The organism is Bradyrhizobium lablabi, assembly GCF_900141755.1.
In the GTDB taxonomy this organism is placed as follows: Bacteria; Pseudomonadota; Alphaproteobacteria; order Rhizobiales; family Xanthobacteraceae; genus Bradyrhizobium; species Bradyrhizobium lablabi_A.
This window is the reverse complement of the sequence record NZ_LT670844.1, coordinates 6,935,719-6,953,348: the sequence shown is the minus strand read 5'-3', so window position 1 is coordinate 6,953,348 and position 17,630 is coordinate 6,935,719. Positions and strand designations below refer to the sequence as shown.

17 protein-coding genes are annotated in these 17,630 nt (G+C 62.6%); 12 read left to right on the top strand and 5 right to left on the bottom strand.

Annotated features, from left to right (window positions below):
* Positions 1-34 precede the first annotated feature (34 nt).
* On the top strand, positions 35-598 hold the full coding sequence (locus B5526_RS32260) for a nitroreductase family protein (protein WP_079545706.1): 564 nt from the start codon (positions 35-37) through the stop codon (positions 596-598).
* A gap of 108 nt (positions 599-706) precedes the next feature.
* On the opposite strand, the gene B5526_RS32255 is transcribed toward B5526_RS32260, so the two are convergent.
* Positions 707-3,178, bottom strand: coding sequence for a putative bifunctional diguanylate cyclase/phosphodiesterase (locus tag B5526_RS32255; protein WP_079545704.1), 2,472 nt, complete (start codon positions 3,176-3,178; stop codon positions 707-709).
* Between the two features lie 172 nt (positions 3,179-3,350).
* The gene (locus B5526_RS32250) at positions 3,351-4,400 is read right to left on the bottom strand and encodes a hypothetical protein (protein WP_079543755.1); all 1,050 of its coding nucleotides are present in this window, start codon (positions 4,398-4,400) and stop codon (positions 3,351-3,353) included.
* Between the two features lie 233 nt (positions 4,401-4,633).
* Here B5526_RS32250 and B5526_RS32245 point away from each other — a divergent pair, with 233 nt between their 5' ends.
* A complete protein-coding gene (locus B5526_RS32245; RefSeq protein ID WP_079543754.1) occupies positions 4,634-5,668 on the top strand; it encodes a patatin-like phospholipase family protein in 1,035 nt (344 codons plus the stop codon).
* Between the two features lie 30 nt (positions 5,669-5,698).
* Here B5526_RS32245 and B5526_RS32240 read toward each other — a convergent pair whose 3' ends face one another.
* Positions 5,699-6,127 carry a CBS domain-containing protein gene (locus B5526_RS32240; protein WP_079543753.1) on the bottom strand — a complete coding sequence of 143 codons (429 nt, stop codon included), beginning with the start codon at positions 6,125-6,127 and terminating at the stop codon, positions 5,699-5,701.
* Between the two features lie 196 nt (positions 6,128-6,323).
* Positions 6,324-7,133: a rhomboid family intramembrane serine protease gene (locus tag B5526_RS32235; protein WP_079545702.1), complete on the bottom strand. Its 810-nt coding sequence runs from the start codon at positions 7,131-7,133 to the stop codon at positions 6,324-6,326.
* Positions 7,134-7,613: 480 nt separating this feature from the next.
* Between B5526_RS32235 and B5526_RS32230 the strand changes: the two genes are divergently transcribed.
* The 9 genes from B5526_RS32230 to B5526_RS32190 all read left to right on the top strand — a co-directional run bounded on the left by B5526_RS32230 (position 7,614) and on the right by B5526_RS32190 (position 16,741).
* Entirely contained in the window at positions 7,614-8,174 is a 561-nt protein-coding gene (locus B5526_RS32230; RefSeq protein WP_079543752.1) for a PAS domain-containing protein, read from the top strand.
* 116 nt (positions 8,175-8,290) lie between these two features.
* Positions 8,291-9,640, top strand: a complete 1,350-nt coding sequence (locus B5526_RS32225; RefSeq protein ID WP_079543751.1) for an NAD(P)/FAD-dependent oxidoreductase — start codon at positions 8,291-8,293, stop codon at positions 9,638-9,640.
* A 131-nt stretch (positions 9,641-9,771) separates the two neighbouring features.
* Entirely contained in the window at positions 9,772-10,956 is a 1,185-nt protein-coding gene (locus B5526_RS32220) for an MFS transporter (RefSeq protein ID WP_079543750.1), read from the top strand.
* Positions 10,956-11,870, top strand: a complete 915-nt coding sequence (locus B5526_RS32215; protein ID WP_172842162.1) for an acyl-CoA desaturase — start codon at positions 10,956-10,958, stop codon at positions 11,868-11,870. The genes B5526_RS32220 and B5526_RS32215 overlap by 1 nt, the downstream gene beginning before the upstream one ends.
* 144 nt (positions 11,871-12,014) lie before the next feature.
* The gene (locus B5526_RS32210) at positions 12,015-12,629 is read left to right on the top strand and encodes a PilZ domain-containing protein (protein ID WP_079543749.1); all 615 of its coding nucleotides are present in this window, start codon (positions 12,015-12,017) and stop codon (positions 12,627-12,629) included.
* Positions 12,630-12,959: 330 nt separating this feature from the next.
* Complete coding sequence (locus tag B5526_RS32205; protein WP_079543748.1) at positions 12,960-13,580, top strand: transglutaminase-like cysteine peptidase; 621 nt, start codon at positions 12,960-12,962, stop codon at positions 13,578-13,580.
* Positions 13,581-13,985: 405 nt separating this feature from the next.
* Positions 13,986-14,789: a peptidoglycan-binding protein gene (locus tag B5526_RS32200; RefSeq protein ID WP_154071562.1), complete on the top strand. Its 804-nt coding sequence runs from the start codon at positions 13,986-13,988 to the stop codon at positions 14,787-14,789.
* Between the two features lie 225 nt (positions 14,790-15,014).
* Complete coding sequence (locus B5526_RS32195; RefSeq protein ID WP_079543746.1) at positions 15,015-15,527, top strand: hypothetical protein; 513 nt, start codon at positions 15,015-15,017, stop codon at positions 15,525-15,527.
* Between the two features lie 329 nt (positions 15,528-15,856).
* Positions 15,857-16,741, top strand: coding sequence for a dienelactone hydrolase family protein (locus B5526_RS32190; protein ID WP_079543745.1), 885 nt, complete (start codon positions 15,857-15,859; stop codon positions 16,739-16,741).
* Between the two features lie 115 nt (positions 16,742-16,856).
* Here the strand turns inward: B5526_RS32190 and B5526_RS39530 are convergent, their stop codons facing one another.
* Complete coding sequence (locus B5526_RS39530; protein WP_283807580.1) at positions 16,857-16,988, bottom strand: hypothetical protein; 132 nt, start codon at positions 16,986-16,988, stop codon at positions 16,857-16,859.
* A 401-nt stretch (positions 16,989-17,389) separates the two neighbouring features.
* On the opposite strand from B5526_RS39530, the gene B5526_RS32185 reads away from it, so the two are divergent.
* Positions 17,390-17,623 (top strand): hypothetical protein, encoded by a 234-nt coding sequence (locus tag B5526_RS32185; protein ID WP_079543744.1) that lies wholly within the window; start codon positions 17,390-17,392, stop codon positions 17,621-17,623.
* Positions 17,624-17,630: the final 7 nt, after the last annotated feature.

Below are 17,630 nucleotides of genomic sequence, written 5' to 3'. Positions count from 1 at the left end.
AAACTCTCCTAATCCCCCTATGAAAGAAACGCTCGTGCCCGACGCCATCGACCTCCTGAAAATCCGCCGCTCGGTAAAGCCGCGCGAGATGAGCGGACCCGGCCCCTCGCCCGCCGAGCTTGAAACCATCCTGACCATCGGCGCACGGGTACCCGATCACGGCAAGCTAGTGCCGTGGCGATTTATCATTTTCGAGGGCGAGGCGCGTGCTCGTGCCGGCGAGGTCATCGCAAAGGTATTCGCGCAGAAGAATCCGAACGCGCAAGCTTCCGAAATCGATGTCGAAAAGCGCCGGCTCACCGATGCGCCGCTCGTGATCGGCGTCGTCAGCTTCACAAAACCGCATCCAAAAGTGCCGCCGTGGGAGCAGCAATTATCGGCGGGCGCCAGCGCGATGAACATCGTCACCGCGGCGACCGCGCTCGGCTACGGCGCGTGCTGGCTGACCGGCTGGTTCGCGTTCGATCGCGACGTGCTCGACGGGCTCGGATTGAAGGCGGACGAAAAGCTCGCCGGCCTCATCCATATCGGCACGCCGTCGAAACCGAGCGAAGACCGCCCCCGCCCGGCACTTGCCGACATCGTCACGCGGTTTTAGAGCAATATCGTCATGCCCGGACTTGATCCGGGCATCCTTCGTTCTTCACGAGGAAGCGGTTTTTTTCCAGATGGATTGCCGGGTCAAACCCGGCAATGACGACGGTTTTCACGCCGCCTGTGATGCGCGCTCGCCAAACTTGCACAGCAGCGCTTCGACCTCGGCCGCGGGCTTGGCGGCGCTGAACAGAAAGCCCTGCACTTCGTTGCAGCCTTCGGCGCGCAGCCAGTCGAGCTGGTCGATGGTCTCCACGCCCTCGGCGGTCGTGGTGATGTTGAGGCTGCGGCCGAGGCCCGAGATCGCCCGCACGATTGCCACACAATCGGAGCGCTCGGCGAGATCCTTCACGAACGAGCGGTCGATCTTGATCTTGTCGAACGGAAAGCTTCGCAGATAACTCAGGCTGGAATATCCGGTACCGAAATCGTCCATCGAAATGCTGACGCCGAGTTCGCGCAATTGATGCAGGATCGCTAGATTAGCCTCGGTCTCCGCCAAGAACAGCGATTCGGTGATTTCAAGCTCGAGCCGCCGCGGCGACAATCCGGAATTCGCAAGCGCCGAGATCACGACCTGAACCAAATTGCGGCTGCGAAACTGCACCGGCGACAGATTAACCGCGACCTTGATGCCTGAGGGCCATTTCATCGCCTCGTTGCAGGCTTCCCTGAGCACCCACTCGCCGAGCGGGGTGATCAATCCGATATCCTCGGCGACCGGGATAAACTCCGCGGGCGAGATCATGCCCTTTTCGGGATGCCGCCAGCGCAGCAGCGATTCAAAGCCCGAGATCCGGTCGGCGGCGATGTCCACCAGCGGCTGATAGTGCAGCTCGAATTCACCATTGGCAAAGGCGCGGCGCAGATCGAACTCCATGTCGCGGCGCCTTTGCGCCTGGCGGTCCATCTCGCGCTCAAAGAAGCGGTGTACGCCGCCGCCGTCCGACTTGGCGCGGTACAGCGCCATGTCGGCGTTGCGCATCAGTTCCTCAGACGTTGTGCCGTCGCCGGGCGAAAGCGCGATCCCGATGCTGGCGCCGATGACGACCTCGATGCCGTCGATGTCGTAGCCTGCGCTCAGGATCTGGATCAGCCGGGTCGCAAAGCCGCTGGCTTGCTTCGGCGAGACGTCGGAGGCCAGGATGACCGCAAACTCGTCGCCGCCGAGCCTTGCCACCAGATTGCTGCCGCGAACTTCCGACCGCAGCCGGTCGGCCACCTGCTTCAGCAGGCGGTCGCCCATCGGATGGCCGAACGAATCGTTGACGTTCTTGAACAGGTCGAGATCGACGCACAACACCGCAACCCGCTTGTTGCCCGGCTCGGCCTGTTCCAGCGCCTGTTTGAGGCGATCCTGATAGAGTTCGCGGTTCGGCAGATTGGTCAGGCCGTCGTGGTGGGCCATGTAAGCGATCCGCGCCTCGGCCTTGCGCCGCTCGGTGATGTCGACGACGGCGACGAGATAGCCGTCGCGCCCCTCGAACGAGACACGCCTTCCATATGTCAGCACCTGGATCTCGCTGCCATCGGCCTTGAGATGCCGCCAGTGGCGGCCGGAATAAAAGGCATCGCCGATTTGCTGCAGCGCCTCGGTATGGATGACCCACTCGTCCTCGGGCCAGATGTCCCGGATCTTCATGCGCAGAAACGTCGCGCGGCTATAGCCATAATGCTGCACCGCTGCGTCATTGACGCTGAGGAAGCCAGTCGTCTCGGCGTCGAACACCCACATCGGCATCGGGTTGTTGTCGAACAACAGACGAAACGAGGCTTCGCGGCGCTTCAGCGCCGTCACATCCGAAATCGTCAGCGAGAGGATGTCGCCGAATGCGGTGACGCCCAGCCGCAGGTTGCGATCATCGCTGTCGATTTCGAACTGATCGCGGTCGCCGCTGTTGACGACGGCGAGCAATCGTTCGATGACCTCCGGCAGGCACAGGAGATTTCCCCCGGCGCTGAGGCGGTGCCACAACAGGCCGCTCGACGGCAACTTCAAAAGCCGCGACGTTCCCTGATTGTGGTGGACGATCTGGAAATCGAACGGCTGGCCGCTCAAATCGCGAATCGTCGCCAGCGACAGCACGCCCTCGTCGGTGGTGGAAAAAATCGCATCCAGCAGATTGTACTTCGGTGCGCGCTCGTTGACGTACGTTCCGATCAGTGTACCGCCCCAGCGCGAGAACGTCGGAAGCGCGAGGATATCGTAGGTCTGGACCACCCCGTCGCGCACGCAATGGGCGGCGGCGAGATAGGGACGGCTGGTTGCAAGCGCGCAGGCCGCGGCCTCGCCGAGCGCGGTGGCGCAATCGGGCGGCAGCGCGCTCAAGGGAATGTCCCAACGGTCGTCCTCCAGCCATTTCTGGATGTAGCGGCCGGTGCGCGATACTTCGAGCACTGTCTCGTTATGCTTCAAGAGGACGATATGATCGGCGAGCTTGCCGAGGCTGCCCAGCATGACATCTTCATAGCGCGGCAAGCTCTCGCCCGGCCGCAGCGCGGCGTGCCATTTGCGGCGCAGAACGGGAACGTCGTCGAACATTTCCGTACTTGATTTACCGGACGTTTTCTTGGCCGCAATCATCGCATTCCCCGCAAACGCAAACCTCTGCCCCGCCGCATCCAAGGCGGGCAGGGTTTAATGCGCTGTAAAAATTGCGAGGTGGTATCGGCAAACCGTCGATTATGACAGTTTTAATTCATCGGATGGTTAGTACGAGTTAGCGACTATGACTGTCGACGGAGGGATTTCAGCGCTAATGCGCGACGACTTCGACCTCGCCGTCGACGCCGTTGACGACGTTGAACGGCCGCTCGTAGACCTTGCCCTCGTTCTTGGCGATGGCGCGATATTCGCCTTCGGAGAGCACGACGCGCGGGAATGCGCCGATCGATTCCTTGATGACGTCGCCGCCCGGCGTGATCACCGACCAGGCGGTGTTCGCCAGGGCCTCACCGCCCTTGTCGCTGACGAGCTTCAGCGTGATGACGGCGGCGCGATGGGTGATGATGACGTCGGTCAGCTTGCCGGCCTGAACGCGGATATCCGAGCGCACCACCGAATTGGCGTCGCCATAATTGGAAATGATGTAGTAGGTGCCCTCCGGTAACAGCACGACATCGCCGACGGCGACGTTCGGCACCAGTGCGGCGCGTTCGCCGACTTCAAACTGGCTGCCTTTGTAGATCGCGAACGAAATCTGGTTCTGCGGAATCTTGGACGCGCCGACGCGGCCTTCAATGCGCAGGCCGCCCGCCGGCAGTACGAAGGATTCGCGGTCGGTCTCGGATTTCAGCGTCACCGCCCGCACCGCGCTGACGAGGCCAAGGGCGACATGAACGACGTAGCTGCCCGGCGGCAGCACGATATTCGGGGTCGCCCCGCGCTCCTCGCGGATCATCTTGAAGGTGCCGGTCTCGTCGGGACGGTCAGAGAATACCCGCCACACCAGGCCTGAGTTGATGACCGGCAGGTCCTTGCCGTAACGCGCCGTCAGCGACAATACCGCCTGGCCCGCGGTCGACGCGCCGGGCGGTGGGACCACCGGCGGCACGGCGGCGATCGAAGGCTGCGTCAGCGGCGCCGGCAGGGGGATCGATGAAGGGCCGGAGGGTGGGGCCAGATTCATCGCCGGCCCCGAAGGCTCCGGCACGGAAGCCGGAGGTATCGGCGGCGGGTGATCGGTGAACATCTGCGCCGAGGCGGGGAGCGGAAGGGCAAAACCGAGCATCGCCGCGAGCACAAGCGCCAGCAGCGGGCGTTCGCCCCGCCCGGTTCGACCAATACCGCTACCCCCTGATGTCATAGCGCATGCTTTTCACCGAAAACGCGGCAAATTCAAGCCACCTGACCCGCCGGACCGTAGCCTTACGGAACCGGCGCCAAGTCCCATATGTTACTTCGCAAGGCCGCGCTGCAGTCACAATCCCCGCCTAGCCCCGTCCCGAGCCCGGCATAAGCGGCATAAACCATGCTTGTGATCAATTCTGGCGGGGCCGGTCCATGGTGAATAGTCTTGCGCGCGCAGGAGTGCTTTAGGTGCTGGATATTTTGATCGGACGTAGCCAAAACGGCGCCGAGGGCCGCCAGAAGGTGGGCCTCGGCAGCATCCGGCGGCCGGTGATCGGGCTGGCGCTGGGCGGCGGCGCCGCCCGCGGGCTGGCGCATATCGGCATCGTCCGGACCCTGGTCGCCCACGGCATCGTCCCCAACGTCGTGGTCGGAACCTCGATCGGGGCCGTGGTCGGCGGCGCCTATGCGGCGGGCCATCTCGATACTTTGGAAAAATGGGCGCGCGGCCTGCAGCCGCGAAATATCCTGAGCTATCTCGATATCCGCCTCAACGGCTCCGGTCTGATCGGCGGCGACAAACTGGCGGCCCAGCTCGAGGCCGCGATCGGCCCGATCCTGATCGAGGAATTGCCGCTGAAATTCGCCACCGTGGCGACGGAAGTCCGCACCGGCCACGAGATCTGGCTGACCCATGGCCGCATGGTCGACGCGATGCGCGCCTCTTACGCGCTGCCCGGAATCTTCTCGCCGGTCCTGGTCGGCGACCGCTGGCTGGTCGACGGCGCGCTGGTAAACCCGGTGCCGGTGTCGGCGGCGCGCGCGCTCGGCGCCGAAATCGTGATCGCCGCCAACCTCTCCAGCGACGTATTCACGCACTCCACCACGATCTATTCCCATGGCCCCTCGACTGAGGCGCCGGAGGCCGTGATCGAACCCGCGCGGCCGAAGCGCGGGCTGGGCAAGTTCTTCTCTCCCGAGCGCACCATGAAGCGCGAATTTTTCGGCGGCGGCGGGCGGCCGGGCATCTCCTCGGTCATGGTCGATGCCTTCAACATCATGCAGGACCGCATCACCCGCGCCCGCCTCGCCGGCGATCCACCGGACCTGTTGATTTCGCCTCGCGTCGGTCAAATCGGCTGGTTCGACTTCCACCGCGCCGACGACCTGATCAGTTTTGGCGCGCGCGCCGCCGAGCGCGCCATCGACTCGATCCAGGAAGCGATCCACATTCTCGCGCCTCCTGCCGGCAATCGGGGCCCGGCCGCCGACAAGATCCCTTGATGAACTTGAAGGGCGAAGCCAAAACCTCAATCAGGCGGTCTTGATGTAGTCGCGCAGCGCTTCCTGCTCGGCCTCGTATTCCCTGACCCGCCATTTGACGATGTCGCCGATCGAGATCAGGCCGACGACCCGCTCGCCCTCGACCACCGGCAGATGCCTGAACTTGCCGAGCGTCATCATTTCCATGATGGCGCTGACGGTGTCGGCCTGCTTGCAGCTGATGACCTTACGCGTCATCACCGCGCTGACCGGCTCGTCGAGCACGCTGGCGCCGCGGTCGCCGAGGACGCGCACGATGTCGCGCTCCGACAGGATGCCCTCGACGCGGCCCTGGCTCATCACCAAGACGGCGCCGATCTTGCGTTCGCCCAGAATCTTGATCGCCGCGGCGAGTTTGGCGTCCGGCTCGACGCTCGTAATCTGATGGCCCTTGGTGTCGAGAATTGCACGTACCGTCATTGTCGTCTCCCTGAAGCCGGTCGCGCCCTTGAAGCGAGCGCGATCTTTGTTCGTTCGAGTCTTCAATCAACAGTTCTGCGCCGCTTCGGTTGCGGCGCGTTCGGCAAGCACAGTGGTTTAAGCACGCTTACGAGCTTATGCCTTGCCTCAGAAGGCAGCAATGATGAATGAAATCGCCCCGCGCCGCAAGCAAGGATCAGCCAGAGTGCGATGCATCGGACGATGACGCATCCGCAGCATCGGCCGCGCTGCGCGGCACCGGGTCGAATAGCGAAAACAACACCAGGCCGGCAAGGAACCCGCCGATATGCGCCTGCCAGGCGACGCTGGCGCCGTCGCTGCCGATCGCGATCGACCCGATGCCGAAGATGATGTTGACGCCGAACCAGATCACGAGAAACGCCAGCACGCGCGGATTGCGCAAGGCGCGCATCAGCGACAGTGCCGGCACCCTCGCCGCCGCATCGGCATCGCCCCGGCTGAACGACAGGAAGCTGCCCTTGACGAAGGCAAAGCGCATCGCGGCCGCCATGGTGCCGGACACCGAGGCCGAGGCGCCGATCATCGGCGCGACCGCGTGCTCATGGGTGACGAGATGCGCAAGAGCGCCGGCCGCCGCCGTCACCGCCATGAACAGGAAGAACCGGATCGCGCCAAACCGGCGCGCCAGCGCGCTGCCGAACGGCAACAGCCAGAGGACATTGAAACCGATATGGCTGAGATTCGCATGCAGCAGCGAATACGTGACAAAAGTCCAGACCTTGGCGCCGGCGCCGCCGGGAAAATTGATCGCCAGAAGCGTTGAATCATAGCGCTTCGGAATGAAACCGAACACGTCGACGGTCCAGTTTTCGAGTTCCGGCGGCAGCAGCACGCGCAGATGAATGACCGCCAGCAGCAGCACATAGGCGGTGAGCGGGCCGGGCAGCGTCAGAAGCGGTTCGCGCGGGGCCTGCGGCGCAGCGTCCTGCGGCAAATCTTGCGGGTATTGCGGTGGGGATTCCAAGGGGTCGACGGCCTTAAGGCAGCGGCTCTCGCGAGCGATTGCGCCCCAATAGGCGGCTTGGCGGTGCGGTGCAAGCGCAGGATAGCCGCCAGACGCGCGAAACCTCAAAGAAAAGGGAGGGCTCTGAGAAAGCCCTCCCCCGTTTTTGCCGGTCTTTTTTCGCGCAGAGCCCGGGTGACATCCCCACCCCTCCCCGCGCGATGACCAAACCTGTTTGACGCCGCCAGTGTAGCAACCTCGCCGGCCACTTGGAGGAAACCGGCGAGAATTAGAGTGCGCGGACCATAGCAGCCCGCAGCCGAACCCCAAGCCCATAGTTAATTTAACGTTAACAACGCAAAGACGCGGCGAAGACGGCGGAAATGCGCCTGCGGCATGGACGCTGCAGTGCCTCTCTTGCAAAACAAACCGGGGAATGCGCGTGCGCAAGAGCGGGACAGATGTGTCCCACCGGCGCATTCGCCGGGGCAAGGTTGAGGTATGAAACATCCGTCAAACCGCGAGTTCTTCGCCTATTGGGACGAGAAGCGTGGCGGCGCGCGGGCGCCGGACCGCAGCGAGATCGAGCCCGGCGCGGTGCGCGACCTGCTCGGCGACATCTTCGTACTGTCCTATGACGCTGCATCCGGCTATCCATTCCGCGTTGCCGGAACCAGGGTGTGCGCGCTGCTCGGCTGTGATCTGAAGGACAAGAGTTTTTCCGCGCTGTTTGCGCCGCCGGCACGCCGCGAGATCGAGGACATCATCGCGGTGGTGGCGGAAGAAATGCTGGCTGCGGTAGCCGGCATCACCGCAACGTCGGAAGACGGCTCCCCGGCGCATCTGGAATTGCTGCTGTTGCCGTTCAACACCCGCGCCCACACCCCGCTCAGCCTGACCGGCCTGTTGGCACCGTTCGAAAGCGAACACAAACAATTGCGGGATTTCAAACTGACGTCGTGGCGCTATTTCGGCCACCCGCCGCCGCAGCGCCTCGTCCCGCGCGCTTTGCGCAAACTCAAGATCGCGCGCGGCTTCATGGTCTATGAAGGCCTGAGCTAACCCTCTCCCGCGTCTGCGGTCCGCACGTTACCGCTGTAACGACTTTCTCCGCGACTGAAACTCAACTGCAACCCGCGCACAATGATCTGCTCGTTCCGAAATTCGTGGAGCGGGTCATGAGCAATTTCTTCGGTCGTCGCGCGGTGGTGGTCGGTGGCGGCATCGGCGGTCTGTCGGCAGCGGGTGCCTTGGCGCCTTATTTCGAGCAGGTCGACGTCCTTGAGCGCGACCGTCTCGCGGCATATGCCGAATCGCGGCCCGGTACCGCCCAGGATCGGCACACCCACGGCCTACTAGCCGGTGGCCTCAAGGCACTCGGTGAGATTTTCCCGGGCTTCGAGCGCGATCTTGCCGAAGCTGGGGCTGTCTCCGTGGGGGTCGCACAGGACATCCGTTACGAGCGGGCGGATGTTGGCGCGCTGCCGAGGCGGGATTTCGGCCTGTCGATCCTCTGTGCGTCGAGACCGTTTATCGAGTTCGTGCTGCGACGTCGGGCCATGGCGGTCGCTAATATCGCGCTGCGAGCGGGGTGCCGGGTAACCGAGATTGTACCAGCTCATGAAGCCGCGCACGGTGTCCGATTTGACTCTGGGTCGGGACCATCGGAGACGCTGGAAGCCGATCTGGTGGTAGACGCGTCGGGTCGTGGGGCAACGACATTGGAGTTGCTGGACACGCTCGGCTGGGAACGGCCGCAGGTGACCGAAATCGGGATTGATCTCACTTACACAACCGCTGTGGTGCGGATTCCTGCTGATGCGATGCCGGACTGGAAGCTGGTGATTACGCTGCCGAACCCACCAGCCTTGGGGCTGTACGCCGTGTTAGTGCCGTTAGAGGGCGGTCGCTGGATCGTCACGATCGCCGACCGCGGCTCAATTCCGCGGCTGGACAATTGGGGCAGTTTCCACGCCGCGCTCCCCCAACTGCTCACGCCAACAATATACGATGCGCTGCGTCGCGCTGAGCCGCTGGACGGCATCCGGCACTACGGCTTTCCCGCGAGTGTTTGGCGGCACTTCGAACGCCTGCCCCGCTTGCCCCGCGGGGCGCTGCCGATCGCCGATGCGCTTTGCCGGTTCAACCCGATCTACGGTCAGGGCATGTCGGCCGCTGCCAAGCAGGCCCGATTGCTGCAGACCGTGTTGGGACTGGCCGCGGCCGAACCGGATCCGCTTCTTGCGGCACAGGCCGGTTTCATGGCCGGGGTCGAAGCTGTGCTGCAGACGCCCTGGAGCATGTCCACGAGCGCCGACCTCGCTTTTCCCGACACGCGCGGCGAACGGCCGGAGGATTTTGAGAAAAGCCGACAGTTCGAGGCCGCTCTGTTCCGTGCGGTGGTCGCTGACCCGGTCGTCCATCGCGCCATGATAGAAGTCGGCCAGCTTCTGCAACCCCACGACCTATTGCACGAACCGCATATCAAGGAACGGATCGATGCGGTCTCCGCCAAAGCCTTCGCGTGACTGGCAACACTGGCGTTTCCCGGAAGGCCACCCGATGCCAATCTGCGGTGGGCGATCGAATTTGCACGGTGATTGACAGACGCATCGCACCGTCTCAGGTTGCGCGCTGATTTCAAATTGGGGGTGAAGCGTTGCGCAATCGCTGGGCGATCCTTGCTGTCCTGTTCGTGATTCGCGGCACCATGGCGTTCCAGTTCCAGAGTGTTGCCGCGATTGCACCGTTACTCACAAGTGAATTCGGCGTCAGCCTGGCTGATATCGGCGTTCTGATCGGACTGTATTTCGCGCCCGGCGTTGCATTGGCTATGCCGGGCGGCGCCATCGGGCAAAGGTTCGGAGACAAGGCGACCGTGCTCGGAGCCCTGCTGCTGATGCTCGCGGGCAGCGTGGCCATGGCCTTCGCTGCCTCCTGGAGCGCGCAGATCGCCGGCCGGCTGGTTGCCGGTGCTGGTGGCGTCATCCTCAGCGTTCAACTGACAAAGATGCTGACGGACTGGTTTGCGGGTAAGGAGATCGCAACCGCGATGGCGATCTTCGTCAATTCATGGCCCGCCGGTGTCGCGATTTCGCTGCTGCTGATGCCTTGGATCGGCACCACCTATGGCGTCGGCGCGGTTCACCTGAGTGTTGCTGCATTCAGCTTCTTTGGTATCGCGCTGCTCATGATCACGTACCGGTCGCCGGCGGATGTCGCGGTCGCATCAACAGCGAGCTTGCGTCTTGATCGTAATGCCATCATCTGCGTAATCACCGCCGGCTTGATTTGGGGTCTGTTCAACGTCGGCTTCGCGGTGATCTTCTCATTTGGGCCCTCGCTGCTGGTCGAACGTGGCTGGTCGATCGCGGCGGCAGGTTCAACCATCAGCATCGTCTTATGGCTGGCGGTGATCTCCGTTCCGCTGGGCGGTTTTGTTGCGGATCGGACCAAGCGACCCGAACTCGTTCTGGTCGTAAGCTGCATCGTGTTCGCGATCCTGATGACTGCGCTGCCGCGCAGTGGCTCGGTCATTCTGGTTGTGGTCGCGCTTGGGCTAATCGGCGGGCAGCCGGCGGGTCCGATCATGAGTCTACCGGCGCGCGTGCTGCTGCCGGCGACGCGGGCGATCGGCATGGGCCTGTTTTTCACTATGTTTTACGCCAGCATGATGCTCGGCCCGATCGTCGCCGGCGCCTGCGCCAAATGGGCCGGCAGCGCCGCCGCGGCGTTCGACTTCGGCGCCGCCGCGATCCTTGCGTGTCCGGTGCTTTTGTGGGGTTTCAATCGCATCCCCATAACGCTGACGGGCGTTATTGTTGGCGAGCGCGGAGGCTCCTGATGAACCTGGCGCCCGGTTCGGAGCGCATCATTGCGAGCGACGAAACGGATCCCGTGGCAGGCGATGTGCGCTGGTCCCCTGTAAAATCGCTTTGGATTGGAACGATGACCGTGCTCGCGGTCGTGCTCGGGCCGCCGCTTTTTTCCTGGAACGCGTTCATCCTGTTCCTGGTGACAGGCGCGGTGACGCTATGTTTCGGGCATTCCGTCGGCATGCATCGACGTTTGATCCACTCAAGCTTTGAATGCCCGTTATGGGTCGAACAAACTTGCGTCTATCTCGGCACATTGGTCGGTATGGCCGGGCCATACGGCATGATCCGGCTGCATGATTTTCGCGACTGGGCCCAGCGCCAGTCGGCGTGTCACGATTATTCCTGTCACCGGGCGGGGTTTTGGCGCGATGCATGGTGGCAAATGCATTGCAAACTGGTGCTGAGGCATCCGCCGGAATTTCGGCTGGAATCGCGCCTCGCCGACAGCCGACTTTACGCCTTCGTTGAACGGACATGGATGTGGCAGCAACTTCCCTGGGCGGCATTGTTTTTCGCGATCGGGGGCTGGAGCTGGCTGGTCTGGGGAATTTGCGTGCGCGTCAGCGTATCCGTCACCGGCCACTGGCTCATAGGTCATTTTGCACATCGCCAGGGTAGCCAGAGCTGGATTATCGAGGGCGCGGCGGCTCAGGGATACAATGTCGGGCTCGCCGGACTGATCAGCATGGGTGAGGCATGGCACAACAACCACCACGCTTTTCCCGGTTCAGCGAAGATGGGGCTATTTCCGGGCCAGATTGATCTGGGCTGGTGGCTGATCAAAGCTTTGGAAGCACTCGGCCTCGCCACGCGCGTCAAGACACCCGACGATCTTCCGATACGCCCGGGGCTGCGGCGCCTGCTTGATCCAAGTGTTTGAAGAGGCCGCGGCCTTCCGCATTGGACCATCGGTTACGGAGCTCACGTGAGTGCTCACACATGATGCAACCGCCGGTAACGGCTCATTAACCTTGCTGGCCGTAGGGTCTAACGACACCGGGGAAGCGGTCGTCGGGTGGCGAAGATGGCGTTGGCGAACAAGAAATCGATTCTTCCGGCCGCCGAAGAACGCCGGCGCTTTCAGCGCGTCAAGGTCCATCTGCTCGGCCGCTACATGCTGCCGGACCGGCGCGAATTTCCTTGCCAGATCATTAATATGTCGCCGGGCGGGTTGGCGCTGCTGGCGCCCGGTATCGGCAATGTCGGCGACCGCGTGATCGCCTATCTCGACCATATCGGCCGGGTCGAGGGCAAGATCACCCGCATCATCGACAACGGCTTCGCCATGACCGTGGGAGCAACCGCGCGCAAGCGCGACAAGCTCGCGGCGCAGCTGACCTGGCTTGCCAACCGGGACATTCTCAACCTGCCGGAAGACCGCCGCCACGACCGTATCATTCCGCGCAACCCGATCGCGCTGCTCACCCTTGAGGACGGCACCAAGATGACCTGCCGGGTTATCGACATGTCGCTGTCGGGGGCCGCGATCGCCGCGGAGAACCGTCCCCCGCTGCGCTCCATGGTCATGCTCGGCAAGGTCCAGGCCCGGGTGGTGCGAAACCTCGAGGAAGGCTTCGCGCTCGAGTTCGTTCACGAGCAGATGGCCGACACGCTCGAAGACAGCGTTACCGCGCGGTAAACCGCAGCAGCCTGCACTTCACCCTTTTCTGAAGCCCGAAGGCAGTGTCCGCATGGCCGGATGCCGCCGTCGGCCATTTGGCGCGCCGGTCGCTTCAGTTAACGCGGCCGGATTTTGAGCCCGCAATCGCCGGATTGGCTGGCGGCCAGAGCTTAATACGTAAAATTTGAATCAATTGCAGTTGTCTAAAATTCTATTCGAATTCTATTCAAGTATAGATCGAGTTAGCCGCGATTTTTACTTCCATTCGTCTCAAATGTACTTGGCGTACTTAGCAGCGGCGCAAAACCTTTGTGCGAAACGTGGTCCCAACAAGAAACGGGGGCCACAATGTTTGGTTTCAGGGGGCAGAAAACGGGATTGGCGATTGTCGTCATCCTGGCGGGATTGAATGCGCCGGCGCGTGCCGGTGACGAACGGGCAATGTATGCGAGCCTTGGCGACACCACGCGCGCACCGATCGGTTGGGTCGAATTTTGTGCCGAAAATCCCGGCGAATGCCGCGGCGGCCCGTCGCAGCCGCGCGATATCGTGCTGTCGCAGACGGCATGGCGGGATCTGTTGCGGGTCAACCGCTGGGTCAACGAAACCGTCAAGCCGATGACCGACATGGATCATTGGGGCGTGATCGAGAAATGGTCGTTGCCGACGGACGGTTACGGCGACTGCGAGGACTACGTGCTGCTGAAGCGCAAGATGCTGATCGACGCCGGCTGGCCGCGCGAGGCGCTGCTGATCACGGTGGTGCGCGACAAGAAGGGCGAAGGCCACGCCGTGCTGACCGTGAAGAGCGACAAAGGCGAGTTCATCCTCGACAACCAGAACGAGAGCGTCGTGGACTGGACCGAGACCGGCTACCGCTTCGTCAAGCGTCAGTCGCAGAGCGATCCGAATGTATGGGTCTCGCTTGGCGACAGCCGCCCGGCGGTCTCAACCGCCAGCGCCCGCTAACGCAAGATAACAGGACACGCGACCCGGTCACATCCCCACCCCTCCCCGTCCCAGACCGGATCGCGCGCGGCCAGCTCTCCCCCAAGAGCTGGCCGCAACTTTTTTGTCCACGGAACATCGCTGATCTCTATCGGGGGTTTGTGGCTCCATCGGTCGCTCGGTGAAAACAGCGGAACAGGTTGGGCGCCCGAAAATCCGCAGATTTTGTCTATTGCCCGCTCCGCCGTCGTAACCGCGATCAAGCCGGTCCGCTGCAATTCGCGGTGCTTTGCGCGACGCGAATATTTCCGGACCGCGCGGCGTATCCGGGGGGAATCGCCTTCCTATCTCTACCCAAGGGTGTAGACTGAAATTTTCGGATCCATCGCTGCGATGGCATCCATCAGCAATTTTGGCAGGTGCGCAATGACCGACCTTGCGACGTTGAAGACTTTGAATGAACAGCGCTGGGCAAATGCCAAGCTTACGCCCGGACGTACGCCGGAGTTTAAGGCGCCGGCTCAGAAAGCCGTCACCAACAAAGCAAGATACCAGTCCATCGAAAGTCGAACCGGCGTCAGCTGGATTTTCATCGCGGTCTCGCATTACCGTGAATCGTCGCAGAATTTCAACAAGAGCCTGGCGCAAGGCGACCCCTGGAACAAGGTCTCAACGCATGTGCCTACCGGACGGGGGCCGTTCGCGAGCTTTGAAGATGCCGCTATAGACGCGCTGGTGAACTGCGCTCCACATGCGGCGCGAAGCACGGATTGGTCGATCGGGGGGATGCTCACGCTGCTGGAGCGATACAACGGCATGTCCTATGCCAACGCCAATAGGCCAAGCCCCTACATTTGGTCCGGCACCGACCAGTACAAGATCGGCAAGGTGTTGGTCGATCACGGACCGATCGAGGAGGTGGTCGACAAACAGCTCGGTTGCGCCGGCCTGATCATGACGATGATGAAGCTCGATCCCGCCATCACGTTCGGTGCCTCTCCGGCACCCGGCGCACCGGCGCAGACTTTTGACGCGACCTGGCTCCAGAACTCTCTCAATGCGCTCGGGGCAACGCCGCCTCTGTTGGTCGATGGTACTTTCGGCGCCGCCACAAGGACGGCGCTGCGCGCATTTCAAAAAAGCAAGGACGGATTGACCGCAAATGGCATCGCGAACGTGGACACGGTTGCCACGATAAAGGACGCGCTCGCGGCAGCCCCCGGCGCATGAATAATGGGGCCGGCACCGGTTCCTGGCGATGACCATTGGTACTCGCAACGGGGGCATCTCGGTGCTATAAAACGCCTTGATTGCCATTTGTCCTCGGCGGGCGATCGGGATCAGGGCGGTCCGCGGCCTTCGCCAAGTTGGTCGCGCCGGCATCTGGACCCGCGGCGCCGTCAACCAGTTTCTTCGACTGCCAAACTTTACTTTTTCGGCGAGCCTTGGAGCGCCATGATCGAAGTCACCTCGGAGAATGCAAAGACCGGCGACGTCGCCCGCATTGGGGCGCAGCCGATTGCGCTGGCCGCCGCGGCACTCCTCGTCCTCCTGCTCGGCGCCAGCGGCATCGGGCTATGGCGTGCCTATACTGGTACCTCTCCGGAGCCGGACCGGGTCGTTGCCGCCCGCCAATTGCAGGCAAAGACTGCCCAAACCTCCGAGCGGCTGGTCGAGAAGACCAAGGACCTGGAGGTCACCCAGCAGGAATCGATCGACCAATTGCAGGTGGTTCAGGATCAGCTGCAAACCGTGAAACGCCTGCTCGCCGCGCAGCAATCGGACACCAAACGGCTGTCCGAGCAGGTTGCGGCGCTGACCGAGGCGGTCGAAGGCCTGCGCCAGTCTTACGCGAGCACCCCGCCTCCCGATGCCTCCGCTTCCCCCTCGCCCCGCAACAAGTCGATCCGGACAAGATCTCACGCGACCCGGAACGTCCATCGCAAGCTTGCCAAATCGCGCGGCTGACCGGCATTTCATCCCTCACCGCACGGTTACCCCTGACACGAAGGGCTGGCTGCCAGTTTTTTGCGCCGATTGTGAACTGGATCACATTCGCCCGCGCCGAGTTCGGCCATTGTGTAGTTCACCGGATGGCGTGAGCCGATTTCAATATCCGGGGCTGGCAAGGTCGTTGGCGGTATACTGCGCCGACGGCCTTGTTTTTTCCCCGCCGGATTGATCGACGGTCCGCCCGGGGAAAGCCCGATCCTCGCAGGCAGGTGATTTGCCTTCAGCGGTGTTTATTTGCTGAATGCAGATTCCCAAGTGAGACCCCGCACCCGAGGAAATCCACCATGAGCGCCGAACCCCTGCTGACGTCCGATGTCGTCGGACTGACAAAAGTCGCGCCTTTTTCGCGCCGCGGCTTCATGACCGCCTCTGCCGCCGTCACCGCGGGCTATACGCTGGCGGCCGGCCCCGTGCGCGCCGACGTCATCACGACCGACACCAACGGCCTCACCGCGGGGGATGCCAAGATAAAGGTGGCCGACGGCGAGATGCCCGGCTATTTCGCGCGGCCCGCTAGCGCGAGCAATCCACCGGTGGTGCTGGTCGCGATGGAGATTTTTGGGCTGCACGAATACATCAAGGATGTGACACGGCGGCTTGCAAAACTTGGCGCATTCGCGGTCGCGCCGGACTACTATTTCCGCAAGGGCGATCTCACCAAAGTTGCCGATATTCAACAGCTGCTGCCGCTGGTGAATTCCAAGTCTGACGCCGAGCTACTGTCCGACCTCGACAGCACGGTGGCCTGGGCCAAGGCGCAAGGCGGCGACACCTCCAGGCTCGGCATCATCGGATTCTGCCGCGGCGGGCGGACGGTGTGGGAATATGCCGCCCACAACGGCGCGCTGAAGGCGGGCGTTGCGTTTTATGGCCCGCCGGTCGATCCGCCGAACCCGCTCTGGCCGAAGAGCCCGACCCAACTGGTCCCCGAGATGAAGGCACCGGTGCTTGGGCTTTACGGCGAGGCGGATACCGGCATTCCCGTGGCCCAGGTCGAGGTGCTCAAAGCCGCCTTGGCGGCCGCCAACAAGCCCGCCGAGTTCAAGATCTATCCGGGCGCGCCGCACGGCTTCCACGCTGACTATCGTGCAAGCTACCGCAAGGAAGCCGCCGAAGACGGCTGGAACCAGATGCAGGCCTGGTTCAAGAAATACAACGTGCTGGGCTGAACAAAGTCGGGCGCGCCGCTTTCAGCGCCGCGCGCGACGATTCTCAAATCATGATCCGATCGGATCATGATTTGATTTCTTTGTTTGGGCATGGACTCTTCGAAGACCAATCAGCCTATCCGAAACGATCGCCGTTGCGATGCGCTTTGGAGGTTTGCTCGATCTCCCATATCATCCAAACAAAGGTCGCGCCCAGACCGACGACGACGCTCAGGAACAGCAGCGTCAGACCCGGGACTGTGAGCATGGTGAACATTCCTCAAGTGTTGCAAACGCCGTACCAGCGATCGCCATCAAACCGGGTGGCTTCAGCTTAAATACACCGAGGCCGCCGGAATCCGCGTAGCCCTCAAGCATATTTGACCGACTGGACGGACCGCCGTCGACCACCGACGACGGCGTCGCGCGGCCACGTCGGCAGCATTGGCCTGATCGGTCCGGAGATTTTTTTCGTAATACGAAGATTGTTCAGTTCGGTCGCGAAGTCGCAGTGTACCGGGTACCGCGTGCAAAGACCGCGCCGCGGCGACCTTTCTCCATCGCTTTAAGTATTTGGTAACGCCGGCGATCCGGTGGTAATCCAGAAGCAACCGGTTTGCGGTTGCCCGAACGGGCCAGCCTCCCTTTGCCGCGAGGAGCGGAACGCGCGTGCGCAAGCTGATCGCCTTCGACGACGATACTTTCGACAAATTGAAGCAGCTCGGCCGCGACCGGATGGCGACCATCCAGGAGCTCGCCGATGAGGCGTTCGCCGATCTGCTCAGGAAGCACGGCGTTCCCATCGACCTGAAGGATGCGCTGCGCAAGAGCGCATCGCCTTCGAACGCGCCGACGAAAAAGAGCACGGCATCGATGCCATCGAAACCGAGAGCCGGACGATAGATCCGCG